Raw genomic sequence first — 24,717 nt, forward strand, 5'->3', positions numbered from 1 at the left:
ATTATAAAATCCATATTCTCCTTCACCTCTAATTATTATTATCGATTTTTTATAAAAATATTAAATTTAAACATAAAAAGCCCGCACTCTTTCTTTATGAGGCGGACTACATGACAACACTTTTACATATTGCCATGTCTTCCATCATTTTTGTTAATTTATTTACTATTCATTGTACCATATATATTATATTATTCAACTCAATAAACATCAAAAAGGCTTTTATGCCTTTAAATCCTTTTTTGCGCAAAAAAATAGGATGTAAAGCGTTACAACTATTGTATACTATGTAATCTATCACTTTACATCACTTTCCAATTGTTTTTATAAAAGCGTATTTTATTTTTGTATAATACTTTTAATTTCTTTTTCATACATTGAAAATAACTCTTCAGCTCTCTCTTTTGTAGGAGCTTCTATATAAATATTACAAGCAGGTAATTCATAATCCGGTACTACTAACACCCATGAATCTTCTTTATTAAACTTTAAACCATCTAAAAATTCTGCTCCTTCATCAGCCTTTTCAAAAAGCATTCTTATTATTTTCCCTTTATCTCTCCAATCGCATTTTATACTTTTGGATATTCTATATCTTAAAGGAAAACTATCTTTTATAGAGGAAAGTTTTTGAGAGGTATGTTGTAAGTATTCTAAAAGGTCTAGTAAAAAACTAAAGCCGTCAAAATCTAAATTAATCTGTAGGTCTTTTTCCATACCTTCCTTCGACACTATTGTTTTCATTCTATCTTTATGAGAAATTTTGCTGCTTACAGTCTCAATTGCAAATTCCTTCGCAAATTCTGTCAAATATTTGGAACTATCAAAAGGAAGTACAAATTTTTTAACCCCTTGCTCTTTAGCAATTAACATTCTTATAAACTCAAGTTCATCTTCATCAAATTCTCTTCCCTTTTCGTCGTAGAGTTTAACTTTTTCTCCATTTTTATAAAAAAGTATCCCTACATCATAACACTCCTCTGCTATAAAAAACTCATTTTTACCTATGGCTTCTAATAGCAGTTTTGTTTTTTCATTGTAAGGTTTAATTTTAAAACTTTTATATGCAGTCCTTTTTTAAAAAGAAAGTTAAGATAATCGTTGTTTATATCAATTTCTCTTATAGGTTTTAAATTTTTCCCATCAACTCGTTCAATATCATATACTCTCAATTTGTTCTCTATTTTCTTTTCTAAGTTTCTATCGATATCACACCCTTCTTTATCGAGAAACAAAATCCTTAAATTTCCTTCTTCTTCCTCTACATAGATTCCTCCTCCACACTTATTTTTCTTAATTCCATATCTTAAAGTGGGTAAAAGAGTATTATTGACTTTTAAGACCTCACAACCACCAGATACAAGCCCAAAACTTATTAAATCGCTTATAAATTGAGATACAATATCCCCATCGTGTCCTACCAACACACTGCTATTCACTATATTTCCAAAAACTTCTCCAATTTCAACTGCAATTTGAGGAGTAATATCCTCATTAAAAACTCCTTTAATCCCCCTATACCCAAAAGTCAAAGGCTTCCTTCCATTCCCCCACACTACATCTTTTGTGATCACAGAGCCCTCATCTATTATTTTATAGGGCCATATTTTTACCTCTGGCTTTATTTCAGCAAAGGATTTTATTTTACAACTCTCCCCTATAACACTGTTTTCAAAAATTCGGACATTATTGCCGATTCTCACTCTATTGCAAACTACACAACCCCTTAATTCACAATTTTTATCTACAATTATTTCATCCCACAATACAGCATTTTTTAAACTGCTCCCTTTCTTTATATAGTTATTTTTACCAATTATTACGTTAGGTCCTACAACAGCGTTAGCTTCAATTATTGCATTGTCTCCTATAATCACAGGAGGGATGATTTTAGCTTCAGGAGAAATTGTAACATTTTTACCTATTACCTTTCCCTTTTTAAGTAACTTATCCTTATATCCTAAATCTACTCTTCCTTCTAAAATATCAAAATGACTAGTGATGTATTGATTGGTATTTCCTATATCACACCAATATCCTCCTGTAATATAACCGTACATTGGAATATCATTTTTCAACAACATAGGAAATAAATCTTTACTAAAATCAAAAGGCTTATCTTGAGGTATAAACTCCAATATTTCTGGTTCTATTATGTATATACCCGTATTTACTGTATCGCTAAACACTTCTCCCCAAGAAGGTTTCTCTAAAAATTTTTTTATTTTGCCTTCCTCATCCACAATCACAACACCATATTCCAACGGCACATCTACTCTTGTCAAAATAAGAGTAACTTTTGCCCCTTTCTTTCTGTGAAACTCATAAGCTTCTTTTATATTAACATCAGTAATTACATCTCCGCTCATAACAATAAAAGTATCATTTAGAAAGTCTCTAGCATTTTTGACACTGCCTGCCGTCCCTAACGGCTTATCCTCTATATAAAACTTTATTTCATCCCCATATTCTTCTTCTAAATATTTTTTAATCTTTTGAGGCAAGTAAAAAAGCGTAACAGCTAAATCTTTGATTCCATATTTGTGTAAGTGTTCCACTATGTGCTTTATCGCAGGTTTATTTGCAACAGGTACCATAGGCTTAGGTATATCGGCTGTTAAAGGTCTTAGTCTACTTCCTTCTCCACCCGCCATGATTATCCCTTTCATCCAACCACCTCTAAAAAATATTATTAACCTCTAATTCTTAGTGTTTTTTATTTAATGAAAAATTATTCATTTTAAGACATTGGCAACATAAAATTGAAATAGGAAAGGACTTTGCGGGGGAGTAAAAATGATAATCTCTTTAATATATTTCGCGGCAGGAATAGGAGTATTTATTTGGGGAATTTTTACTTTAACAAGGGGATTAAAGGTCTTCTCACAACAAAAAATTTCTCAAATTATTAACAATTTTGCAAGCAATTTATTAAAATCAATAATAATAGGTTTTTTTATAACCTTAATTATTCAAAGCAGTAGCATGGTAACTGTAATCGCAGTAACAATGGCAGGAGCAGAGCTTTTAACTCTTAAAAGCGCAGCAGGTATAATTATAGGTTCTAATATTGGAACTACTATTGCCGTGCAGCTTTACGCATTTAATCTGTTTAAAATAGCCCCTTATTTAGTTTTTATAGGTTCTGTACTACATTTCCAAAATTGCAATACTAAATTAAAATTTGTAGGAAATGTATTTTTAGGATTTGGATTAGTATTTTATGGTCTTAAGATAATGGAACTGGCTACAATGCCTCTTAAAAAAATTCTAACTTCGAGCTTATTAGTGCTAATCTTTCAAATCCTTTCTGGGGAATTCTTGCTGGAATAATCACAGCATTAATCCTTCAATCAAGTAATGTAGGTATAGCAACACTACAAGTTTTGGTCTCCTCTCAACTAATAACCTTGCCTCAAGCATTGCCAATAATATATGGTTTAAATATTGGAACTTGCTCAGAGGCTATCATACTGAGCTTTGCCTCTAACAAAGAAGGGAAAAAAATAGCTCTCTTTAACATTTTTCTTAATATAGGGGGCACTATACTCTTTTTGCCTTTTACAAATTTTTTTGCAGAGTTTTTGAAACTCATCTCCCCCCACAATCCTTTAAGACAGGTGGCAAACGCCCACACATTTTTTAATCTTTTTTCTGCACTTTTGATAATTCCTTTTCTTAAGCAACTTTTTGTTTTAATAGATAAATTAGTAAATAAATAAAAAATTCAATTAATAGGAATCCTAATATTAAAGTTTATTTTCAAGGTGGTAACAATGAACAAAAGATTAGAAGTTAGCGATTTATTGTTTTTAATGATAACTTTTGAGATTGGAACATCAGTACTCTTTTGTTTGGGAATTAAAGCAAAACAAGATTGTTGGCTTTCTATTTTAATTGCAATGCTTATTTCTCTGCCAATTACACTTATGTACGTCTCCTCTTTTGAAAAATCGCAAAAAAATCTTCCACAGTTACTTGAGTTTGTTTATGGGAAATATATAGGTAAAACTTTATCTCTAATTTATGCTCTGTACTTTTTATACATTGCTTCAAGAAACGTAAGAGACTATGTAGAACTCAGTGTAAATACAATATATTCTCGAACACCTACATATATTTTTTCTTCTTTTATGCTTATATTAGTAATGTATTACCTCCTATTTGATATATGTGTACTTGCCCGCGTTGCTAAAATTTTGCTCCCTCTTATTTTAGCTATTATGGCTTTTCAAACAACTATGATAATGATGGGAGATAATTTTAGTTTTTCAAGGCTTTTACCAATTTTAGAAAATGGAATTGTTCCCGTAATCAAAGCAGCAATTCCTCTAATTGTGACTTTTCCATTTGGTGAACTTATTGCTTTTACTACAGTTTTTGATAAAGTAAAACAAAAGGAAAAGATAAAAAAGATAATGCTGATAACCACTGTTTTTACTGGTCTACTATTGTCCTTTAACAATATCATTATAATTTCTTCTTTAGGAGCAGATGAAGCTTCAAGAGAAAATTTCCCATTGTATCAAGTTATAAGATTAATAAATTTAGGAAATTTAAAAAACCTAGACACTTTGTATGTATTTATAATGATTATAGGGGTATTTTTTAAGATTAGCGTATTTACTTATGCGGGACTTACCATGATAAAAAATGCGTTGGAATTAAAAAGTTATAAATACCTGCTTTTCCCTGTTTTGTCGATGATTTTTGCTGCTTCTTTTATAATTGCCGACAGTTATCAAACCCACATACTTATAGGTCTTAAATTTACTCCTTTTTACATACATGTACCTCTACAAATAATTTTACCTATGATTACTTTTCTATTTCTAAACATAAAAGAAAAGAGAAAACCTTAAAAGCCTTCTCTTTTACTCACCTATTTTATACATATTCCAAGGTATTTTATCTATAAGACGATTCCTATAAATAGAATCCGCTCCCATAAATATATATCTTAAATTATTCACCTGTGGTATTTTTACTTCAACCCACATTTTATTTCCATTGATTATAGGTTTTGCTGCTATGACATCTGTCAAAGAATTTTCTGCCCTTTTATACTGATATAATTTTCCATTTACAATTCCTAAATCAATACGTTTTATATCATTTTGATCTTTATAAAATAGCCTCATTTCAACATGGTAAATTACTTTTTTAGATATTGGTCTTGCCGATTCTAAGCCGATGTACAATTTATTGTCGTAATAAAAAGCTCCTAATCGCGTTAAAGCTGCACTTCTGTATATTTCCTCATTTAACATGCCACCAGTATACACTTTTAAAAGAGTATGAGGCAAAGCTCTACTTTGTAAATCTGGTTTTGAATCAACTACAGGAATAGTGATGACAGGTTTTGTAGCAAATAATTCGGTTTTTCTTACAAAAGCCATTAAAAATGGTTCCATAACATCTATTTGGGTCCTATATTGTTTTATAGCCACTTGTTTCAAATCTATTTCTTTTGGAGTTAAGTCAAAAGATTGCCATTCTGTGTTACTATCTTTCATATCTACAGGAGGTAACATGGGCCTATTTTTCTCCGCCATCCATGGCACTGGCCATTGTGGATGATGGACTAAAAACATATGCTCACGGACATTTATATTCACAGCGGTAATAGTATATCTCACAAAATTGCTTACTGCCCAATGGTCGGGATGCATATCATCTGCTAAAGGATAATATATATCAGTAGGTTTAAAATCTTTAATTATTTCCGTAAGTTCATTAACTAAATTTTGTCCTGTATATGGAATACCCGGCTTATAAACTGTATCATAAGGAGCATATGCCACATGAATTCCGCCACTCACTCTTGGACGGCCATTATCCCAATATTGGCTCCACAAAAATCTGATGCTTCCATCAGCAAACCCTAAAAAAATTAAATCTTGTCGCGGTAATCCCAAAACTCTCATGGCAACAATACTTTCTTGCTGTCTTGCAAGTCCAAAACGATAAAAATCTTGAGGAGTAGGATTTGTTTTACCACAAAATGACATTGCAGCTTTCTTGTAACTCTCTCCACTTGTGACTATTACTACTTTAATAGGCCTTTTAAGTTCTACAGCTCTTTGAATAATTCCTGCCATTCCTAAAGTCTCATCATCAGGATGAGGAACTATAATGAGGATTCTTTGCCCAGGGTCATCAAAAGTTGGCAGTGTACCTTTTTCTGCGAAGTTTGCAATAGCCATTTCCCAATTCATTATATAGGATATTCCTATTAATAAAGCAATAAACAAAGAAAAGTAAATAGTCCGTTTATTTATCATGCTACTCTGCCTCCATTCATGCTATTATTGTACTATACATTTATGAACAAATTATTACATGATAATTAATTTTTAATTAATAATCTCAAATTTTGAAAAATATTTTGTTGTGATACAATCATACTACGAAGAAAAAATAAAAAGGGGGAAGGATGAATATGTTTGTAGATTTTCACTGTGATACTCTTTATCATTTAGTGGACAAAAAAATAGATTTCACTGAAAGGTCAAAAGAAGGTCATGTGGATTTACAAAGGATGAAAGAAGGTAAAGTTCACTTACAGGTTTTTGCTGTATTTGTAGACCCAACACAGATGAGAAAAAATGCTGCTACAATGGCTTTAAAGATGATTGACAAAATGCATGAAGTAATCGAAGAAACAAAAGAATTTAGATTAATATTAAAAGGAGAAGATATAGATAAAGCAAAAGAAAAAGGAAAAATTGGAGCATTGCTTTCTATAGAAGGCGGCGAAGTTTTAGAAGGTGAAATTTCTCTTCTTAGGATGTTTTACAAATTAGGAGTAAGAGCTCTCACTTTAACATGGAGTTTGAGAAACGATTTAGGGGACGGAGTAGACGGTGTTAAAGAATCGGGGCTTACCTCCTTTGGCAAAGAAGTTGTAAAAGAGATGAATCGCCTAGGAATGATTGTAGATGTATCTCATCTTAATGAAAAAGGATTTTGGGATGTAGTAGAACTTAGTGAGAAACCTATTATAGCTTCTCATTCTAATGCTAAAACCCTATGCTCCCACAGAAGAAATTTGACAGATGAGCAAATAAAAGCGATAGCTCAAAAAGGCGGTGTAATTGGAATAAATTTTGCTCCACAATTTTTAAGAGATGAAGGTCAAGCTACATTAGAAGATGTTTTAAATCATATAAATTATATATGCGAATTAGTAGGAGAAGATTATGTAGGTTTTGGTTCTGACTTTGATGGGATTAGCAGTACACCAGAAGGTTTAGAAGATATATCACACTTTCCTAAAATTGTAGAATGCCTAATAAAAAGAGGATATACTGAAGAACAAATTGCTAAAATTACTCACAAAAATTTTGAAAATCTCATAAAGAAAATTTTGATATAAAAACAAAAGGAGCCCTGGAATATTCCAAGGGCTTGCATATGTTAAAGGGGGAGTCATTGTTTTGACCAAGTATACATTATACAGTCCTTTTTCAAAAAAATCAAGACCTCAATAAAATTTTTTTGAGGGATAGGGGGTATCTTTAAGGGAGCTCATCTTATATTATAACCAAATTTGTGAGTTTTAAAATTAAAATCTCGTTAATTTTGTTAAATTTATATTAACTTTTTGTTAATTGTGACACTGCGATGAGAGATTTGTTATTGAATATAGTATACAAAAAATTTATAATAGAAATATAAATGAAACATAGGGGGTAAAGTCATGGATATTGAAATAATAAGAAAAACTGATCCAGAAATTGCAGACGCAATTGAAAAAGAGCTTATAAGGCAGAGAAATAAAATAGAGCTTATAGCTTCTGAAAATTTTGTAAGTAGAGCTGTAATGGAAGCAATGGGGTCCCCTCTTACTAATAAATACGCAGAAGGGTATCCAAATAAAAGGTATTACGGCGGTTGCGAATATGTGGATATAGCTGAAGAGTTAGCAAGAGAAAGGCTCAAAAAACTTTTTGGTGCTGAACACGCAAATGTACAACCTCATTCAGGAGCACAGGCAAACATGGCTGCTTATTTTGCTCTTATAAAGCCAGGAGATACTGTGCTGGGAATGGATTTAGCCCATGGAGGGCACCTCACTCATGGAAGCAAAGTCAATTTTTCAGGCCAAATCTATAATTTCGTATCTTACGGAGTAAGAGAAGATACAGGATATATAGATTACGATGAAGTAGAAAGAGTCGCAAAAAAGCACAAACCCAAATTGATTGTCGCAGGTGCTAGCGCTTACCCAAGGATAATCGATTTTAAGAGATTTAGAGAAATTGCAGACAAGGTTGGAGCTTACCTAATGGTAGACATGGCTCATATAGCTGGTCTTGTAGCAGCAGGTCTTCATCCTAATCCTGTTCCTTATGCAGATGTCGTTACGACTACCACCCATAAGACTTTAAGAGGCCCAAGAGGAGGAGCTATTCTTTGCAAAGAAGAATACGCAAAAGCAATAGACAAAGCACTCTTCCCGGGCACACAAGGTGGCCCTTTAATGCATATAATAGCAGCAAAAGCCGTTTGTTTTAAAGAAGCTCTCACCGATGAATTCAAAGAATATCAAAAAAGAATTGTCGAAAATGCAAAAGCTTTAGCAAATGCATTAATGGAAAGAGGAATAAATTTAGTGTCAGGTGGAACTGATAACCACTTGATGTTGTTGGATTTAAGAAACACAGGAATAACAGGCAAAGAGTTAGAAACAAGATTAGATGAAGTAAACATAACTTGCAACAAAAATGCTATACCTTTTGACCCATTAGGGCCAAATGTCACTTCTGGTGTGAGACTGGGAACTCCAGCTGTTACAACAAGAGGAATGAAACCTGAAGATATGGTAGAAATAGCGGACATTATAGTCAATGTAATAAGGGATGAAAACTATAAAGAAAAAGCAAAAGAAAGAGTAGCAAATCTTCTCAAAAAATACCCTCTTTATGAGGACCTCATATAAAGAAGATATGGAAAGTCTTTTACTGACTTTCCCTATTTCTTTCTCTCTTTATGTTCTTCTTTAAATTCCTTTGGCTTATAATACCTTCTGCCAAGCTCACCGTATACATCCTCGAGCTTTATACCTTTGTCAACTAACAAAACTATTAAATGATAAAGTAAATCTGAAACCTCATACACTATCTCTTCTTTGGAGTCATTTTTGGAAGCTATCACTACCTCCGTAGTTTCTTCGCCAATTTTCTTTAAAATCTTATCTATGCCTTTTTCAAACAAATAATTAGTATAAGACCCTTCTGCCGGGTTTGTCTTTCTATCTTTTACCCGTTCATATAGCATTTTAAGTATTTCCATGTCATAATTTTCAACTTCACCTAAAAAGCTCCTATAAAAACAGCTTACATTCCCTGTATGGCATGCCGGCCCTTTTGGCTCCACCTCAATTAGCAAAGCATCCCCATCGCAGTCATAAAATATGTTTTTTATCTTTTGGGTATTACCTGAAGTTTCCCCTTTATGCCAAATTTCCTTTCTACTTCTGCTAAAAAAATAAGTTTCTCCCTTTTCCAAGCTTAATTTTAAACTTTCCTCATTCATATAAGCCAACATTAATACTTGTTTTGTATTGTAGTCTTGCACAATCGCAGGAATAAGTCCTTTTTCATCAAACTTTAATTCCTCTATATCAATCATTCTCTACATCCTTTCGATAAATTTAAATTCTCACTGGTATACCTTCTTCTTTTAAATATCTTTTAACTTCTTTTATTTCCAACTCCCTGTAATGAAACACAGAAGCCGCTAACGCAGCATCAGCTTTGCCTTCAGTAAAAACCTCTTTAAAATGCTCTTTATTTCCTGCACCTCCAGAAGCTATAACGGGGATATTGACAGCTTCACTTACCATTCTTGTAAGCTCTATATCATACCCATCTTTAGTACCGTCTTTATCCATACTTGTAAGAAGTATTTCTCCTGCTCCTAAAGACTCTACTTTTTTAGCCCACTCAATCACATCAAGCCCTGTGTTTACCCTTCCGCCGTTTATATACACATCAAAGCCCGAGCCATCACTTCGCCTCTTGGCATCAATTGCTACAACCACACATTGGCTTCCAAAACGTACAGCGGCCTGACGAATAAGAGTTGGTTGTTTCACAGCTTGGGTATTTATTGAAACCTTATCAGCCCCTGCTCTTAGAATATCTTTTATATCGTCAAGGTCTGAAATTCCACCGCCAACAGTTAAAGGAATAAATACTTTTTCAGAAGTCCTTTTTACAACTTCTATCATTATTTTTCGTTTTTCATAAGAAGCAGTAATGTCCAAGAATACAAGCTCATCTGCTCCTAATTCATTGTACTCTGATGCTATCTGGACAGGGTCTCCCGCATCTTTTAAATTTAAAAAGTTAACTCCTTTTACTACCCTGCCGTCTTTCACATCTAAACAAGGAATTATTCTTTTTGCAAGCATTTATATTACCTCCAAAGCACTTTTAAAGTTTATTTTTCCAATATATAAGGCTTTTCCAATTATCGCACCATATGCTCCCATCTCTTTAAGCTTTTTTAAATCCTCAATTGAGGATATTCCTCCTGATGCTATCACTTGAACACCTGTTTTTAAAATATTTTCTAAAGCTTTAAAATTTGGTCCATTAAGAGTTCCATCTTTAGAAATATCAGTGAAAATTATCGTTTTTACTCCTATTTCTTTCATTTTTTTAGCTAACTCCATATCTTTTATTTTAGTCTTTTCAAGCCATCCACTTACGGCAACTTCTCCATTCTTTGAATCTATACCCACTATCGTCCTTTCTCCGTAATTGGAAAGGGAATAAAGAAGAAGATCTTTGTCATATATTGCCGCCGAACCTAAAATTACATACTTAACACCTACAGAAAAAAGATAATCGATAGTTTCTCTATTCCTTATTCCTCCACCTACTTCTATCTCGGCTTTACAGTTTTTTGTAATCTGTTCAATGACATTACCATTTACCAAATGACCTTGTTTTGCACCATCTAAATCTACCACATGAATTCTCTTTGCTCCTAATTCCTCCCACATTTTAGCTACGTCAACGGGATTTTCATAATAAACCTCTTTGGTATTAAAATCTCCTTTTGTAAGCCTTACACATTTTTCTTCCATAATATCAATTGCAGGTATTAAAACCATTTTGCCATCTCTCCAAAATTCTTTAAAATTTTAAGCCCCACTTTTCCGCTCTTCTCAGGATGGAATTGACAAGAAAAAACATTGTCTTTAATTATAACTGCAGGAATCTGAACACCATAATCAGTCACTGCATACACATATTTCTCTTCATTGTTGGCTACATAATAAGAATGAACAAAATACGCATAATCTCCATTCTCCACTCCTTTAAGAAGTGGAGTTTCCTTTTTATTTCAAGACTATTCCATCCCATGTGAGGAATTTTATTATGCTTTGGAAGTTCTATTACTTGCCCTTTAAAGATCTTAAAACCCTCAGTTTCCTTTATTTCAAAGCCTTTTTCAAATAAAAGCTGCATCCCCAAACATATCCCAAGAAACAACTTACCTTTGTCGATTTGTCTTTTTATCTCTTCTAACATGCCTGTTTTAATGAGAGTATCCATCGCATCAGGAAAAGCTCCCACTCCAGGAAGAACTAATGCATGAGCCTCTTTTACCGAAGCTACATCTTTTATAATTTTTGCCTCATAGCCTACGTATTTAAATGCTTTTTCTACACTTCTTAAATTTCCCATTCCATAGTCAATAATCCCTATCAATTTTTCACCGCCTCACTTAAGTTACGTATAAAGTATATGCAATCTCGCTTAAACTGTATCTTTATAAAATCCCTTTAGTAGAAGGTATCCCTTCTACCCTTTCATCTATTCTCAATGCCTCATCAAGAGCCCTCCCCAGTGCTTTAAAAGTTGCCTCTATAATGTGATGACTGTTACTGCCGTGCAAAAGTTCTACATGCAGTGTAATGCCAAAGTTGTAAGCAAAGGCTCTTAAAAATTCTTCCACATTTTCCGTTTCAAAATTTCCAACTCTTTCAGCTTTTAAAGGCAAATCACAGTATAAAAAAGGCCTTCCACTTATGTCTACAGAAACTCTCACTAAGGCTTCGTCCATGGGTACATAAAATGTACTAAACCTCTTAATAGATTTTTTATCGCCGGCAGCCTTTAAAAAAGCATTGCCCAATACAATACCTACGTCTTCAACAGTGTGATGAGTGTCTACCTCTAAATCTCCCTTTGCCACTACTTTTAAATCAAAAAGTCCATGCTTGGCAAATAAAGAAAGCATGTGGTCAAAAAACCTATTCCTGTAGCTATGTCATAATTTCCTTTTCCGTCAATATTAAGTTCAACGTATATATCCGTCTCTTTAGTTTTTCTTTTAACTTCCGCCTTCCTCATAGCAGTAACTCCTTTAACCCATTTATTAAATAATCATTAGCTTCTCGGCTACTTACTGTTATCCTTAAAGCTCCTTCAAGCCCTTCTACCTTTGAAAAATCCCTCACCAAAATTCCTCGTTCTAAAAGTCCTTTGTACACATAATCTGCATCTTTAAATTTTACCAATATAAAATTCGTTTTTGAGGGATAAACTTTAATGCCAGGAATTTTGCCTAGCTCTTTTATAAGACGCTCTCTTTCTTCTAAAATGTAGTTAATTCTTTCTTTTAAAACATCTGTCCTTAAAACCTTCAAAGCTATTACCTGAGATAAAGAGTTAATGTTATAAGGTGATTTCACAAGGTTTAAATACTTTAAAATATTCTCGTTAGCTACAGCATATCCTACTCTCAAACCGGCAAGTCCAAAAGCCTTAGATAAGGTCCTTAAAACAATCAAGTTTTCAAATTCATTTATAGCATCTACAATTGTATTACCATAAAACTCAAAATAAGCTTCGTCAACAACTACAATTCCATTGCTCTTTTGTATTATTTTAATTATATCTTCTCTTTCTATAACACTTCCTGTTGGATTATTAGGGTTGCACAAAAACACTAATTTAGGCTGATATTTTTCTATAACTTTAATAAAACTATCAACATCGTAATTATAATCTTCTCTCAACCTTACAGGTATTTCGACTGCTCCTGCAATTTTGCTATATACACTGTACATAGCAAAAGAAGGATGAGGATATGCTACCACATCACCTTTGTTTATGAAAGCCAGCATAATAAGGTGGATTATCTCATCCGAGCCATTTCCCACAAATATGTTTGTAGGCACTACTCCACAATATCGTGCCAATTCTTCTTTTAACTTTTCTGCAGTAGGGTCTGGATATACATTTACTTGAGAAGATTTTACAATCTCTTGAATATTTTTTATCACTTCTTCAGGAAGTTCAAAAGGCGTTTCATTTGCATCCATCTTATATCTGTAGGGAATACTGTGCACTTCATAATTTTTAAATCCCTTAATTTCTTCTCTCACCAAATTCTCAATCATTTTAAAACCTCACTTTTATAGAATTAGCATGAGCGGTAAGCCCTTCTGAATTTGCTAAAGTTATTACATCCTCTTTTACCTCTCTCAAAGAATCCTTAGAATAATAGAGAATATTCATCTTTTTGATAAAGTCCGTCACAGAAAGAGGCGAGAAAAACCTTGCTGTTCCACTAGTAGGAAGCACATGGTTAGGGCCAGCAAGATAGTCCCCTAAGGGTTCTGGAGAATATTCTCCCACAAAGACTGCTCCTGCATTCTTGATTTCACCAATTATTTCAAAGGCATTGGAAATGTTAAGCTCTAAATGCTCCGGAGCTATGTCATTTGCAATACCAATTGCTTCTTTTAAATTATTTACAACAATTATCGCACCAAAATTTTTTAAAGACTTTTCAATTATTTCTTTCCTTTCAAGATATTCCATTTGCCTTTCAATTTCTATTTTTACTTGTTGCGCAACCTCCAAAGATGTTGTGACAAGTATTGAAGATGCCATTACATCATGTTCCGCCTGTGACAACAGGTCCGCCGCCACATATTTAGGATTAGCAGTTTCGTCAGCTATAACTAAAACTTCACTGGGGCCTGCCACCATATCAATATCCACATGTCCGTAAAGAGCTCTTTTAGCCAGTGCGACAAAAATATTTCCCGGGCCAACTATTTTATCAACCTTAGGTATTGACTCTGTCCCAAATGCCAAGGCTGCAACAGCCTGTGCGCCTCCAACTTTATATATATCCTCTATTCCTATCTTGTCTGCAGCCACTAACACATAAGGGTTTACTCCCTTCTTACCAGCCGGAGAAACCATCACTATTTTCTCTACACCAGCCACCTTTGCAGGTATTCCATTCATCAAAACTGAAGAAGGATATGCAGCAGTTCTCCCCGGCACATAAATCCCAACTTGAGAAAGAGGTCTTACTATCTGCCCATAAACTATACCTTCTTTAAAATCCAACCATGTAGACTGTTTTTGCTTTTCATGAAATTCTGTTATGTTTTTGATAGCTTTGTCAATCGCTTTTAAAAATTCTCCTTCCACTTCTTTATAAGCATTTTTTATTTCCTCTTTCGTAACTTTTACAGTACTTTTGTCAAGATTTATTCCGTCAAACATGTAAGTATACTCAAACAAAGCCTTGTCTTTTCTCTCTCTTACGTTTGAAATTATTTCTTCCACTTTTTTTGCTATTTCTTTATTCTCTAATTTACTTCTGTTGTGAAGCTTTTGTAAAATACCATTGTCAATTCCCTTTCGAAAATCAAATATCTCAATCATTTTAAACCTCCTTAAAAGTTTCCACAACCTCTTTTAATTTTATAATTATCTCTTTTATTCTCTGGCTTTTAGTTTTAAGACTGGCTTTATTCACTATCAATCTCGCACTGGAAGGAAAAATTTCTTCAATGACTATAAGACCATTTTCTCTTAAAGTATTGCCTGTCTCTACAATGTCTACAATTACCTCTGACAGCCCCACAATAGGAGCAAGCTCCACAGAACCATTCAGCTTAATTATTTCTACATTTTCTCCCTTTTGCCTGAAAAATTCTTCTGCAATATTGGGAAACTTTGTTGCAACTCTTTTATTAGTAAGAAAACTGTCCTTTGCCTCTTTAGGCCCCGCAACCACCATTTTACAAAAACCAAATTTTAAATCTAAAACTTCATAGCAATCTTTTTTTTGCTCTAAGAGAATATCTTTTCCACAAATCCCCAAATCAGCTGCCCCGTGTTCTACATATGTGGGCACATCCATTGGCTTCACCAACATAAACTTCATTAAATTTTTATGGTCATTAACAACAAGTTTTCGAGAAATATCTTTTAAAATATTCTCAGCAATTCCTGCCTTTTCAAACAAAGTTATAGCACTATCTGCCATTCTACCTTTTGGCAGTGCAATAGAAATATTTTCCATATTATTCCTCCATATCTATAATTTCGTCAAAGCTATTTTCATCAACATGCTTCGCTTTTTCATAGCTATACATCTCTACAATTTTTCCCTCACCTCTTAACAAAGTGGCTTTCTTGTAAGCATTACTTCTTAAGTTTTCCTTGTATTTTATTAAAACTCTCCAGGATTTATCAATAATATCTTTTTTCTGTTTTTGAAGTGCTAACATTGACCTTTCCACACTTATAGCAAAACCTGTCGCCGGAATGTGCTCTCCAAAAATCCCTAAAAGACCATCATACCTTCCTCCGGTACATATAGCATAACCAATCCCTTTAACAAAACACCTGAATATGATACCAGTATAATAATTAAGATTTTGCACCATTCCTAAGTCAAAACTTATATACTCTTCCATACCAAAATCTTTTAATATTCTATATACTCTTTCAAGGTAATCTATCGTTTCACCTAGTTTAGGAGTATCATAAAGCTCTTTTGCTCTTTTAAGCACTTCTTCGCCACCAAATAAAAGAGGAAGTTCACTTAAAAACTTTGCTTTTTTGCCCCTAATTCCTTTATCATTTATGAATTCTTCTATCGCAGATTGATTTTTCTGTTGCAAAAACTCTCTTAAAAGGTTTATTTCTTCATTTTGTAACTCTAAATCTTCCACTACTCTTTTAAAAAATTCCACCTGTCCCACGTCCACTTTAAAGTCCTCTATTCCAATACTCTTTAAAGCCTCTATCGCAACTGCTATTATCTCTGCATCAGATTCTTCATGATTTGTACCTATAAGTTCAATCCCTGCCTGAGTAAACTCTCTCATTTTTCCTACCTGTGGGTCATCATAGCGATAGACATTAGCGACATAGCATAACTTAAGTGGGAAACTACCTTTTAACTTCGTAGAGACAATTCTCGCTATTTGAGTAGTCACATCTGGCCTTAAAGCTAATATATTTCCCTTTTTATCGAAAAACCTGTACAAATTGTTTTCATCAAACAAAACAGAAAAATTATCGCTATATTCAAAAGTAGGAGGCATTATCTCTTGATAGCCAAATTTTATAAAAACCTCTCTAAACTTTTCTTCTATTTTGCGCTTAACTCTATATTCTTCCGGCAAAAAATCTTGTACACCATCAGGCAAATATATCATTAAAACACCCCACAATTTACTCTGTCTTTGTAACGTGATAAAGTAATAAACTGTACTTCTTTTATTGTATCCTAATTTTCAATGTATGTCAAGCATAGACAAATAGGCAGAAACGTACTGAATATTATCCTGCTTGCATTGTAAATCCACGCAAAATCAAAAAGTGAAATTTTACATTATTTGAAGAAAACTTAAGGTTGTTGTGGTATAATTAAATGTAAAAGGAGTTAAATGGTTAAATGTGAGTAATGTATTTGCTGTTAGATGAAAAAGGTGTGGATGTTTTGGCAATTTACATAAGAGGAATAAAAGCTTTTAATCTAATTTGAAAGAAGGTGTTAAATATGCCGTTGCCAAAAGAAAATAAAATATATACTTATGCAGATTATATAGCGTGGCCAGAAAATGAAAGAATAGAACTGATTGATGGCCAAATTTACTTGATGACTTCCCCTTCAAGAACTCATCAAAGGATCTTGGGACAGCTTTTTTACCAATTTTTTGATTATCTCAAAGATAAATCGTGTGAAGTATATATGGCACCTTTTGATGTAAGGTTTCCTGACGGAAATGAGAAGGACGAGGAAAATATAAAGACTGTAGTTCAGCCTGATATAGTTGTTGTGTGTGATGAATCCAAGCTTGATGAGAAGGGATGTACGGGAGCTCCTGATTTGATAATCGAAATTATTTCGCCTTCAACAGCACAGAAAGATAAACTCCACAAGTTTAACTTGTATGAAAAGTATGGTGTGAAAGAATATTGGATAGTAGAACCCGAAAACAAAATCCTAAGTGTGTTTATTTTACAGGATAATGAAAGATATGGACGACCCGACATATATACACAAGATGATAAAGTTAAAGTTTCTATTTTTGAAGATCTTGTGATTGATTTAAAAACAGTACTAATATGAATAGAAACTGATACTGTAGAAAATTTTGTGTAGACTGAATTCCTTTTTTCTTTAACATTTCTTCCGGAACTAAAAATGTTACAGTCGCTACTCCTGTCAAACGTTGATGGATAAAAGGGAGAGTCTAATAAAGAGGTGTTTTTTATGATAGAAGCCACTGAATTATTAAAGTATTCCTTAGAAGATGAGCTAAAGAGGATAACGAATATTATTATTGAAAAGTGCAATCCAGAGAGGATAATACTTTTCGGGTCAATGGCTAATGGTACTGCTAAGGAATGGAGCGATATTGACTTAGTCGTGATAATGGATACAGATTTAAGATTTGCTGATAGAACTTTATATTTAATGAGGCTTACCCATCCTAGAGTAGGAGTTGATTTTTTAGTATATACACCAGAAGAAGAGTTGTTTAAGAAGAATAGAGACCTATTTTATACCGAAGAGGTACTCAAGAAGGGGGTCATATTGTATGACAGAAGTTCATAAATATAGTCAGTGGTTAGATTATGCTAATGACGATTTGAAGGCAGCAAAAGAACTGTTAAAAACTTATTGTTTGTGTCCATTCGCAGCAAGCTGTAGAAAAAGCTTTAAAAGCCTATTTGGTTTTTAATAATATAAATCCTCCTAAAGTACACAATTTGATCACTTTGTTAGAATTGTGTATAAACTTGGACAAAGAATTTGAAATTTTGAGAGATGATATGGAATTTTTAGACTCCTATTATATTCCAACAAGATATCCAAGTGCTCCTATTGGCTATTTACCTGGTGGCAAACCTAATAAAGATAATGCTACCAAGGCATTTGAAAAAGCTGAAAATTCTGTGAAATATATAATTAAACTTATAGAAGATAAGAAAAAGTGATCGTCTTCCTCAGCTTAGTGTATTAAATGGAATGAACCCATAAAAAGCAAACAAAGTTTTACTAAAGTTACACAAAGCTCTTGACATTACTAATAATTGGAGTATCATCATTATCCAGTCGTAATGGCAGTTGGCTCCAAACCTAAAAATGATTTATTGAAGTCCATTGAAGAAGAAAATATACCTGTTTATGCTATTGACAAAATTAAAAAATATTCAAAGGAGATATTTTGCATCGTCGCTCCGATGTTCCAAAGCGACAAAACTAAAGCTCGACCTTCAGGTTCCGGCAGGGTACCTACGTCAGGTGGCATCCATGCCTTAAGGTGCCCGCCTTCGCCATCCATGGCTTCGGCCCTGCCTCCACCCTCGGTCTTGCTAAGTTTCCCGGCACTCAAGCAAGTAAGCTTGTTTTTTCTATTTTACTTTATAAACTTTCTTACTTGAGTGCCGAGCCGCTTTGTAACAAGTCGCTCCTTATGCAAAATATCTCCTTTACGAAAGTTTGTCTACAGTCTAAGGCAGAAACTGTAAGTTTCTGCCTTTCTATATGTGCGCCCGGCATGGGCGATAACTAGGCGGTGAAAGTCCGCTGTGGGCTTGGTAGTGGGAACCACTAGCCAAGAGCAAGGGTGTCCATCGTGAGGTGGAATCTGAAGGAAGCTTAAGGCAAAATCTCGGTCTGATGAACAAGAACCAGATAAGAGGCTGAATTGGGATGGATGAGTTTGCGTAACAAAACGAAGTCCAACACTACCCGAATCCCATACAGTAAATCTGGCAGATATATGAGATGAAAGTTATCGTTCTTACCCGGGGAGGTCTCAAGGATAAGTCATGGGAGTAAAATCTGAAGTGACAACCCATGCAGTGATGTATGGCTGAACCTTGAGAAGTCAGCAGAGGTCATAGTACTTATCTAGACATGAATAGATAAGGAAGGACCGAACGTTAGGAGGTTTTGGAAATCTTATGGACTCGAAAGATATGCAGAGACTGCAGACAACTCAACAAAGAGGCTATCCGTTGAATAGAGAAATGGAATTTCAAAAGACAACGGAAGTGCATAGTATATCATCGGCGTCGGAAGAGGGAAGAAACGAGGTACAAAGATATACCGGCAAGATGCTTGAAATGATAGTAGAACGAGGGAACATGGAAGCAGCATACAAGCGCGTTGTTGCAAATAAAGGAAGCCATGGAGTCGATGGGATGGGAGTAGATGAACTTCTACCGTATCTCAAAGAAAACTGGGCAACCATAAAACAACAACTGCTGGAGGGGAAATACAAACCACAACCAGTGCGAAGAGTAGAAATTCCCAAACCTGATGGAGGGAAAAGACTACTAGGAATACCTACAGTACTAGACAGACTAATACAACAAGCAATAGCCCAAATACTAAATAAAGTCTACAACCATACATTTTCTGATAGCAGTTATGGATTCAGACCAGGACGCAGTGCAAAAGACGCAATAAAAGCCGCAGAAGCATACATAAATGAAGGATACACATGGGTTGTAGATATGGACTTAGAAAAGTTCTTTGACAGAGTAAACCACGACATAATAATGTCCAAACTAGAAAAGCGGATAGGGGACAAAAGGGTACTAAAGTTAATACGAAGATACCTAGAATCAGGAGTAATGATAAACGGAATCAAAGTATCAACAGAAGAAGGGACACCCCAAGGAGGGCCATTAAGTCCCCTATTAGCAAACATAATGTTGGACGAACTAGACAAAGAACTTGAGAAACGAGGGCATAAATTCTGCCGATATGCAGATGACTGCAACATATATGTAAAAAGCAGGTCTGCAGGAGACAGAGTAATGAAGAGCATAAAGAAATTCATAGAAAGCAAATTAAAACTAAAAGTCAATGAAGCAAAAAGTGCTGTAGATAGACCATGGAGAAGAAAATTTCTTGGATTTTCATTCTACACAAAAGAAAACGAAGTAAGAATAAGAATCCATGAAAAATCCATCAAAAGGTTTAAGGGAAAAGTAAGAGAAATAACCAATCGGAACAAGGGAATAAGCATGGAAAACAGAATAAAAAGACTAAATCAAATAACAACAGGATGGGTCAACTATTTTGGATTAGCAGACGCGAAAAGCATAATGAAAACCCTTGACGAATGGATAAGGCGAAGACTAAGGGCATGTATATGGAAACAATGGAAGAAGATAAAAACGAAGCATGATAACTTAGTAAAACTAGGAGTAGAAGAACAAAAAGCCTGGGAATACGCCAATACAAGGAAAGGCTACTGGAGAATATCCAATAGCCCAATCCTAAATAAGACTCTTACAAATAAATACTTTGAAAGCATAGGTTATAAGAGTTTATCCCAAAGATATCTAATTGTACACAATTCCTAATGAACCGCCGTATACCGAACGGTACGTACGGTGGTGTGAGAGGACGCTGAATAAAATAATTATTCAGCTCCTACTCGATTTTACTTAATAAGTTTATCAAAAGTATCTTGCAGATTTTTTATGTCTTTCAAAGTTACATATTGTCCTATGCAATGTCCATTAATAAGCACATATTTATTTTCTGCATCTCTTTTAGCAAAGCTTATTTTTTCTACTTTGTCCTTGCCATACACATCAAAAGCAAAAGGTGTTTCTCCCTGTGAAATATTTTTTCCTTCATCTAATCCACTAATTTGAAGTAACACTATTCCGTCTAAGAGATTGTCCACATCATCAGCTTTAATAGCTTTCCCATCAATTTGCCAGTTATCTTTTTCACCTTTTTGTATTTGATACTCTTTTCTATCTTGATAGAAAACTAATTTAGTTATTTCATTCTTTGGAATAGACACTACAAATTTTTCCATATATTTATATACGTAATCATCTGTCAGAAAGAAATTCTCTAAAGAAGAAGCATTGACTCTGTAAATTTTATCTCCATCAGTTTTTGCATAATAACCCTCTTGGTAATTTTCTTTTACAGGAGATTTATTACCTATAAAAAGTGAATAGCTTTTTCCATTTTTCAAAGATACTTTTATCGCATAAGAAGGTTTGTCAAGACCATAAGTGGATAAATCACCTTCTAACGTTCTATCAAAAGTGAGAGATGTCAAGCTGTCTAATAATTCATCAACATAAATGCTATCTGCTTTGTAGTCAATAGGTTCTTTTATAAACCATGTATCGCCTTCTTTTTTAAAATCAATTAAAGTTTTCCCTTCTTTTTCTATTTTTATAGAATTTACATCGTTATTTTTGAAGGTAAAAATTTTGTTGTCTTCTTTAACAGGTTTATTGGTCTTACTTTCATAAAAATAGTAGCCAAAAAGAACAGCGAATATTACCAGCAAAACAATAGTGGTTTTAAAAATCTTCATAATGTCTTCCTCCTATACCACATGTATCCTCCAATTATCCACATTACCAGTGGAATAGTTACAACTGTGGTATAAAAGAGTATAGCAGCTTGTTTGCCAGTTAGGAAAATCTGATTAAACTCAAGGGATTTAGGACGTATAGAAATCTGTGTTGTCTTATCCGCTAACCAGTTAGCACTGTTCATTAAAAAGTCTCTATTAGCTTCCAATGTAATTATTTTATCAGTAAACATCATGCTACTTCCAATAGCTACAATCTTCATTCCTGTCTTTGAATCGGATATAGCTAAGCCTAAGCTTAAAGGACCTTTGATATCACCTTTTTGAAAATTAGCATCTTTTGAGTTAAAATCGGTTTTACCCCAAGCTTTATCACTGGTTGAAAGCAATTGCTCTATAGTTATATTTTCTGTTGGTTTATCAGGATAAGAAATACTTCTTGACATTGGCATTACAACGTACAAGTTTGATAAATCCAATTTATTAGTTATAGTATGAAATTTGTACTGAGGAACTGGAGAAAGCGGGTCCATAAAATAATTCCTTCCTGGATCTACTACAACGTCATTGTCAAATTTTACACCCCAAGTAGACAAAAGCTCATTTACAGATTTTTGAGTCAAAGGCCCATATTCTGCCCCCATTGCAATGATTGCTTTTCCGCCTTTGTCAAAGTATTCTTTTAAAGCAGCCATTTCCTTGTCAGTAAAGTCTCTTCTTGGGTTAACAATAACTAATAAGTCTGTATTTTTTGGTATTCCTCCTGCCTGTCCTATATTTAAATCTTCTACATTATATCCTTCTCCTCTCAAAGCGTTTTTAAAAGTCACCAAATAGTCAATACTGTTTAATTCATCATGTCCTTGAAGAATATACGCATTTAATTTTTTAGGCTGTGTAACATCAATTATAGCCTGTGTAAACTGTTCTTCTCCATTAAAAGTAGCAGTATTAGGCTGACTACCCATGCCAAAAATATCATAAGAATTTACTATCTGTCTTTTTTCATTAGCACCACTTCCTGCAATAAAAAGCACTGTGTCATAATCCGTAATTCCATATCTTTGAGCAGTTGCCGGCTCCTTATCTGGGTCTACAAAATGGACAATTATTCTCTTTGAAACATTTCTGTATTGATCTAACAAACTTTTTACCATGTCTCTTGAAGTAGTACCCTCTTTGAAAAAGGCATAGACAGTTACATCTGTTTTTAGACTTTTCAAAACTTGTTTTGTTTGGTCAGAAAGGGTATATTGCTTGTTTTTAGTCAAATCCCACTTGACAGGCTTTTGCGTGACTATAACATTTGCCAATATTAAAATAGCCAGTAAAAGAGCTGTCATTATAAAAGCATTAGTCCCGTACTTTAGCCTTATATTATTCATCTTTTCTCCTCCTAACTCCAACGTCTTTTGTCTACAACACGAATTGTCAAGAAAATAAAGAATATAATTACACTTATGAAAAAGACTACATCACTTAAATTCACTAATCCATTTAGAAAATTATTTAGCCTGTCAAAGAAAGACAGATTCTGAAAAATAGTTTTTGCTTTTCCACTAAACACGTCTCCTAGCCAACTAATCAACCAAAGCACAAGAATTAAAGCAAATCCAATTACTCCAGCTATCATTTGATTTTCTGTAAGTGAAGAAGCAAAAAGCCCTATTGATATAAAAGTCACTCCTATTAGAAACACTCCAATATAACCTGCTATGATAGAACCCATATCTGGTGAAGAATACAATTTAAGATAAATGGGGTATAAAAAAGTTATTACAAGTGCTACTAAATACACAAACACTGTAGAAAAAAACTTGCCAATCACTATATCAGTAACTGTAACGGGTGACGTGAGTAAAAGTTGATCTGTTCCCGTCTTCATATCCTCTGAAATAAGTCTCATTGTCAAAATAGGACTTATAAACATAAAAACAGTGACCATACTACCTAAGATTGGAGTTAATATAGCATAATGAGTAGATAACACATAGGTTGTAAAAAAGTATCCAGATATCAAAAGATAAAATCCTAGCAGCACATAGGCAAGTGGGGAAAAGAAATAGCTTTTAAGCTCCCTCTTTAGTATTTCCCACATTTTCATCGTAACTTTCCTCCTCTGTTGTAAGTTCTAAAAATACTTCTTCAAGACTATAATTTAGCATTTTAAGTTCTAATATTGGAAAGCCTTTTTTGGCAAAAGCAAAAAACATATCTTTTCGAACATCTTTATCAGCAGAAGATTCCACTGTCAACTTTATCGTATTATCTGAATCAACTTCTGCTTCTACATTAGTTACTCCTTCAATCTCTTTTACACTGTTTACTACTTCTTCATAAGGCCCTTCCACTTTTATAAAATATCTCCTTGAATTTTGCAATGCAGTTGATAAATTCTCTGTCTTATCTATTGCAACAATTTTCCCTTTATTTATTATAATAACTCTGTCACATACCATACTAACTTCTGGCAATATATGAGTGCTTAAAATTATTGTATGCTTTTTCCCTAACTCTTTTATAATATCTCTTATTTCTTTAATTTGCTTAGGGTCAAGACCTACTGTCGGCTCATCTAATACCAAAACATCAGGGTCTCCTATGATTGCTTGTGCTAGTCCAACCCTTTGTTTATAACCTTTAGACAAGTTTTTTATAAGCCTTTTTCTCACATCAGTCAAACCAACTTCATGTATAATTCGTTCAACATCTTCTCTTCTCTTTTTTGGAGGAACACCTTTTATACCTCCTACAAAATGGAGATATGCCTCTACGGTCATATCTAAATACAAAGGAGGTACCTCTGGTAAATAACCAATATGTTTCTTTGCCTCTATCGGTTGTTCAACAATATCATATCCTGCAATTTTTATAGTACCGCTGGTAGGAGGCATATATCCTGTTATCATTTTCATAGTGGTAGTTTTACCAGCACCATTGGGCCCCAAAAAACCAACTATTTCTCCTTTATCGACAGAAAAGCTTATGTTATCTACTGCTTTACGAGTACCATAAACTTTTGTGACGTTTTTTAGCTCTATCATCATAGCAGTCTCAACCCT

At 33.8% G+C, this 24,717-nt stretch carries 23 protein-coding genes and 3 pseudogenes; 10 read left to right on the top strand and 16 right to left on the bottom strand.

What is annotated here, in order from left to right; genetic code table 11:
* Positions 1-339: 339 nt before the first annotated feature.
* Positions 340-2,669: pseudogene (locus OEI98_RS11590) on the bottom strand (sugar phosphate nucleotidyltransferase).
* Positions 2,670-2,796: 127 nt separating this feature from the next.
* On the opposite strand from OEI98_RS11590, the gene OEI98_RS11595 reads away from it, so the two are divergent.
* From OEI98_RS11595 to OEI98_RS11605, 3 genes are read left to right on the top strand one after another with little or no spacing between them, the layout of a single operon-like run.
* Positions 2,797-3,333, top strand: a complete 537-nt coding sequence (locus tag OEI98_RS11595) for a Na/Pi symporter (RefSeq protein WP_266038021.1) — start codon at positions 2,797-2,799, stop codon at positions 3,331-3,333.
* Entirely contained in the window at positions 3,333-3,722 is a 390-nt protein-coding gene (locus OEI98_RS11600) for a Na/Pi symporter (RefSeq protein ID WP_266040684.1), read from the top strand. The genes OEI98_RS11595 and OEI98_RS11600 overlap by 1 nt, the downstream gene beginning before the upstream one ends.
* A gap of 54 nt (positions 3,723-3,776) precedes the next feature.
* A complete protein-coding gene (locus OEI98_RS11605) occupies positions 3,777-4,862 on the top strand; it encodes a GerAB/ArcD/ProY family transporter (protein WP_004400576.1) in 1,086 nt (361 codons plus the stop codon).
* Positions 4,863-4,874: 12 nt separating this feature from the next.
* Here OEI98_RS11605 and OEI98_RS11610 read toward each other — a convergent pair whose 3' ends face one another.
* A complete protein-coding gene (locus tag OEI98_RS11610) occupies positions 4,875-6,284 on the bottom strand; it encodes a PIG-L deacetylase family protein (protein WP_266038024.1) in 1,410 nt (469 codons plus the stop codon).
* 158 nt (positions 6,285-6,442) lie between these two features.
* Between OEI98_RS11610 and OEI98_RS11615 the strand changes: the two genes are divergently transcribed.
* Complete coding sequence (locus OEI98_RS11615) at positions 6,443-7,378, top strand: dipeptidase (protein WP_019907940.1); 936 nt, start codon at positions 6,443-6,445, stop codon at positions 7,376-7,378.
* A 324-nt stretch (positions 7,379-7,702) separates the two neighbouring features.
* Positions 7,703-8,944 (top strand): serine hydroxymethyltransferase, encoded by a 1,242-nt coding sequence (gene glyA, locus OEI98_RS11620; RefSeq protein ID WP_003866547.1) that lies wholly within the window; start codon positions 7,703-7,705, stop codon positions 8,942-8,944.
* A gap of 32 nt (positions 8,945-8,976) precedes the next feature.
* Here glyA and hisIE read toward each other — a convergent pair whose 3' ends face one another.
* The 9 genes and pseudogenes from hisIE to hisZ form a co-directional block, all read right to left on the bottom strand.
* Entirely contained in the window at positions 8,977-9,636 is a 660-nt protein-coding gene (hisIE, locus tag OEI98_RS11625; RefSeq protein WP_004400582.1) for a bifunctional phosphoribosyl-AMP cyclohydrolase/phosphoribosyl-ATP diphosphatase HisIE, read from the bottom strand.
* Positions 9,637-9,658: 22 nt separating this feature from the next.
* Complete coding sequence (hisF, locus tag OEI98_RS11630; RefSeq protein ID WP_003866545.1) at positions 9,659-10,420, bottom strand: imidazole glycerol phosphate synthase subunit HisF; 762 nt, start codon at positions 10,418-10,420, stop codon at positions 9,659-9,661.
* Positions 10,421-11,128, bottom strand: coding sequence for a 1-(5-phosphoribosyl)-5-[(5-phosphoribosylamino)methylideneamino]imidazole-4-carboxamide isomerase (gene hisA, locus OEI98_RS11635; RefSeq protein WP_003866544.1), 708 nt, complete (start codon positions 11,126-11,128; stop codon positions 10,421-10,423).
* Positions 11,119-11,729, bottom strand: a pseudogene (gene hisH / locus OEI98_RS11640) (imidazole glycerol phosphate synthase subunit HisH). Before hisH ends, hisA begins: the two are co-directional and overlap by 10 nt.
* 61 nt (positions 11,730-11,790) lie before the next feature.
* Positions 11,791-12,374, bottom strand: a pseudogene (gene hisB / locus OEI98_RS11645) (imidazoleglycerol-phosphate dehydratase HisB).
* Positions 12,371-13,426 (bottom strand): histidinol-phosphate transaminase, encoded by a 1,056-nt coding sequence (gene hisC / locus OEI98_RS11650; RefSeq protein WP_266038030.1) that lies wholly within the window; start codon positions 13,424-13,426, stop codon positions 12,371-12,373. The pseudogene hisB and the gene hisC overlap by 4 nt, the downstream one beginning before the upstream one ends.
* Before the next feature lies 1 nt (position 13,427).
* Positions 13,428-14,711, bottom strand: a complete 1,284-nt coding sequence (hisD, locus tag OEI98_RS11655) for a histidinol dehydrogenase (RefSeq protein ID WP_019907941.1) — start codon at positions 14,709-14,711, stop codon at positions 13,428-13,430.
* 1 nt (position 14,712) lies between these two features.
* Complete coding sequence (gene hisG, locus OEI98_RS11660) at positions 14,713-15,354, bottom strand: ATP phosphoribosyltransferase (protein WP_003870626.1); 642 nt, start codon at positions 15,352-15,354, stop codon at positions 14,713-14,715.
* Position 15,355: 1 nt separating this feature from the next.
* Positions 15,356-16,498: an ATP phosphoribosyltransferase regulatory subunit gene (gene hisZ, locus OEI98_RS11665; RefSeq protein WP_029687512.1), complete on the bottom strand. Its 1,143-nt coding sequence runs from the start codon at positions 16,496-16,498 to the stop codon at positions 15,356-15,358.
* Between the two features lie 344 nt (positions 16,499-16,842).
* On the opposite strand from hisZ, the gene OEI98_RS11670 reads away from it, so the two are divergent.
* The 4 genes from OEI98_RS11670 to OEI98_RS11685 all read left to right on the top strand — a co-directional run bounded on the left by OEI98_RS11670 (position 16,843) and on the right by OEI98_RS11685 (position 18,287).
* On the top strand, positions 16,843-17,415 hold the full coding sequence (locus OEI98_RS11670) for a Uma2 family endonuclease (RefSeq protein ID WP_003870624.1): 573 nt from the start codon (positions 16,843-16,845) through the stop codon (positions 17,413-17,415).
* Positions 17,416-17,559: 144 nt separating this feature from the next.
* On the top strand, positions 17,560-17,904 hold the full coding sequence (locus OEI98_RS11675; RefSeq protein WP_019907943.1) for a nucleotidyltransferase domain-containing protein: 345 nt from the start codon (positions 17,560-17,562) through the stop codon (positions 17,902-17,904).
* A complete protein-coding gene (locus OEI98_RS11680; RefSeq protein ID WP_003867495.1) occupies positions 17,888-18,031 on the top strand; it encodes a hypothetical protein in 144 nt (47 codons plus the stop codon). The genes OEI98_RS11675 and OEI98_RS11680 overlap by 17 nt, the downstream gene beginning before the upstream one ends.
* Complete coding sequence (locus OEI98_RS11685) at positions 18,021-18,287, top strand: HEPN domain-containing protein (RefSeq protein ID WP_019907944.1); 267 nt, start codon at positions 18,021-18,023, stop codon at positions 18,285-18,287. The genes OEI98_RS11680 and OEI98_RS11685 overlap by 11 nt, the downstream gene beginning before the upstream one ends.
* Before the next feature lie 188 nt (positions 18,288-18,475).
* On the opposite strand, the gene OEI98_RS11690 is transcribed toward OEI98_RS11685, so the two are convergent.
* A complete protein-coding gene (locus tag OEI98_RS11690) occupies positions 18,476-18,634 on the bottom strand; it encodes a hypothetical protein (protein WP_019907945.1) in 159 nt (52 codons plus the stop codon).
* A 625-nt stretch (positions 18,635-19,259) separates the two neighbouring features.
* Here OEI98_RS11690 and ltrA point away from each other — a divergent pair.
* Entirely contained in the window at positions 19,260-20,672 is a 1,413-nt protein-coding gene (ltrA, locus tag OEI98_RS11695) for a group II intron reverse transcriptase/maturase (protein ID WP_266038037.1), read from the top strand.
* Positions 20,673-20,752: 80 nt separating this feature from the next.
* On the opposite strand, the gene OEI98_RS11700 is transcribed toward ltrA, so the two are convergent.
* The 4 genes from OEI98_RS11700 to OEI98_RS11715 are packed head-to-tail and all read right to left on the bottom strand — an operon-like array spanning position 20,753 to position 24,702.
* Complete coding sequence (locus OEI98_RS11700) at positions 20,753-21,655, bottom strand: DUF4340 domain-containing protein (protein WP_004404421.1); 903 nt, start codon at positions 21,653-21,655, stop codon at positions 20,753-20,755.
* A complete protein-coding gene (locus OEI98_RS11705) occupies positions 21,652-23,040 on the bottom strand; it encodes a GldG family protein (protein ID WP_003870610.1) in 1,389 nt (462 codons plus the stop codon). Before OEI98_RS11705 ends, OEI98_RS11700 begins: the two co-directional genes overlap by 4 nt.
* A gap of 11 nt (positions 23,041-23,051) precedes the next feature.
* Positions 23,052-23,759 carry an ABC transporter permease gene (locus tag OEI98_RS11710; RefSeq protein WP_003870609.1) on the bottom strand — a complete coding sequence of 236 codons (708 nt, stop codon included), beginning with the start codon at positions 23,757-23,759 and terminating at the stop codon, positions 23,052-23,054.
* A complete protein-coding gene (locus OEI98_RS11715; protein ID WP_003867490.1) occupies positions 23,725-24,702 on the bottom strand; it encodes an ABC transporter ATP-binding protein in 978 nt (325 codons plus the stop codon). The genes OEI98_RS11710 and OEI98_RS11715 overlap by 35 nt, the downstream gene beginning before the upstream one ends.
* Between the last annotated feature and the right edge of the window lie 15 nt (positions 24,703-24,717).

This window comes from Thermoanaerobacter sp. RKWS2, from assembly GCF_026240795.1.
Classification (GTDB): Bacteria; Bacillota; Thermoanaerobacteria; order Thermoanaerobacterales; family Thermoanaerobacteraceae; genus Thermoanaerobacter; species Thermoanaerobacter ethanolicus.

What these genes read in the sequence shown, in the direction of transcription:
- OEI98_RS11595 (WP_266038021.1), top strand. Translation starts at nt 2,797, where the DNA reads ATGATAATCTCTTTAATATATTTCGCGGCAGGAATAGGAGTATTTATT.
- OEI98_RS11605 (WP_004400576.1), top strand. Translation starts at nt 3,777, where the DNA reads ATGAACAAAAGATTAGAAGTTAGCGATTTATTGTTTTTAATGATAACT.
- OEI98_RS11610 (WP_266038024.1), bottom strand. Translation starts at nt 6,284, where the DNA reads ATGATAAATAAACGGACTATTTACTTTTCTTTGTTTATTGCTTTATTA.
- OEI98_RS11615 (WP_019907940.1), top strand. Translation starts at nt 6,443, where the DNA reads ATGTTTGTAGATTTTCACTGTGATACTCTTTATCATTTAGTGGACAAA.
- glyA (WP_003866547.1), top strand. Translation starts at nt 7,703, where the DNA reads ATGGATATTGAAATAATAAGAAAAACTGATCCAGAAATTGCAGACGCA.
- hisIE (WP_004400582.1), bottom strand. Translation starts at nt 9,636, where the DNA reads ATGATTGATATAGAGGAATTAAAGTTTGATGAAAAAGGACTTATTCCT.
- hisF (WP_003866545.1), bottom strand. Translation starts at nt 10,420, where the DNA reads ATGCTTGCAAAAAGAATAATTCCTTGTTTAGATGTGAAAGACGGCAGG.
- hisA (WP_003866544.1), bottom strand. Translation starts at nt 11,128, where the DNA reads ATGGTTTTAATACCTGCAATTGATATTATGGAAGAAAAATGTGTAAGG.
- hisC (WP_266038030.1), bottom strand. Translation starts at nt 13,426, where the DNA reads ATGATTGAGAATTTGGTGAGAGAAGAAATTAAGGGATTTAAAAATTAT.
- hisD (WP_019907941.1), bottom strand. Translation starts at nt 14,711, where the DNA reads ATGATTGAGATATTTGATTTTCGAAAGGGAATTGACAATGGTATTTTA.
- hisG (WP_003870626.1), bottom strand. Translation starts at nt 15,354, where the DNA reads ATGGAAAATATTTCTATTGCACTGCCAAAAGGTAGAATGGCAGATAGT.
- hisZ (WP_029687512.1), bottom strand. Translation starts at nt 16,498, where the DNA reads ATGATATATTTGCCTGATGGTGTACAAGATTTTTTGCCGGAAGAATAT.
- OEI98_RS11670 (WP_003870624.1), top strand. Translation starts at nt 16,843, where the DNA reads ATGCCGTTGCCAAAAGAAAATAAAATATATACTTATGCAGATTATATA.
- OEI98_RS11675 (WP_019907943.1), top strand. Translation starts at nt 17,560, where the DNA reads ATGATAGAAGCCACTGAATTATTAAAGTATTCCTTAGAAGATGAGCTA.
- OEI98_RS11680 (WP_003867495.1), top strand. Translation starts at nt 17,888, where the DNA reads ATGACAGAAGTTCATAAATATAGTCAGTGGTTAGATTATGCTAATGAC.
- OEI98_RS11690 (WP_019907945.1), bottom strand. Translation starts at nt 18,634, where the DNA reads ATGGATGGCGAAGGCGGGCACCTTAAGGCATGGATGCCACCTGACGTA.
- ltrA (WP_266038037.1), top strand. Translation starts at nt 19,260, where the DNA reads ATGGACTCGAAAGATATGCAGAGACTGCAGACAACTCAACAAAGAGGC.
- OEI98_RS11700 (WP_004404421.1), bottom strand. Translation starts at nt 21,655, where the DNA reads ATGAAGATTTTTAAAACCACTATTGTTTTGCTGGTAATATTCGCTGTT.
- OEI98_RS11705 (WP_003870610.1), bottom strand. Translation starts at nt 23,040, where the DNA reads ATGAATAATATAAGGCTAAAGTACGGGACTAATGCTTTTATAATGACA.
- OEI98_RS11710 (WP_003870609.1), bottom strand. Translation starts at nt 23,759, where the DNA reads ATGAAAATGTGGGAAATACTAAAGAGGGAGCTTAAAAGCTATTTCTTT.
- OEI98_RS11715 (WP_003867490.1), bottom strand. Translation starts at nt 24,702, where the DNA reads ATGATGATAGAGCTAAAAAACGTCACAAAAGTTTATGGTACTCGTAAA.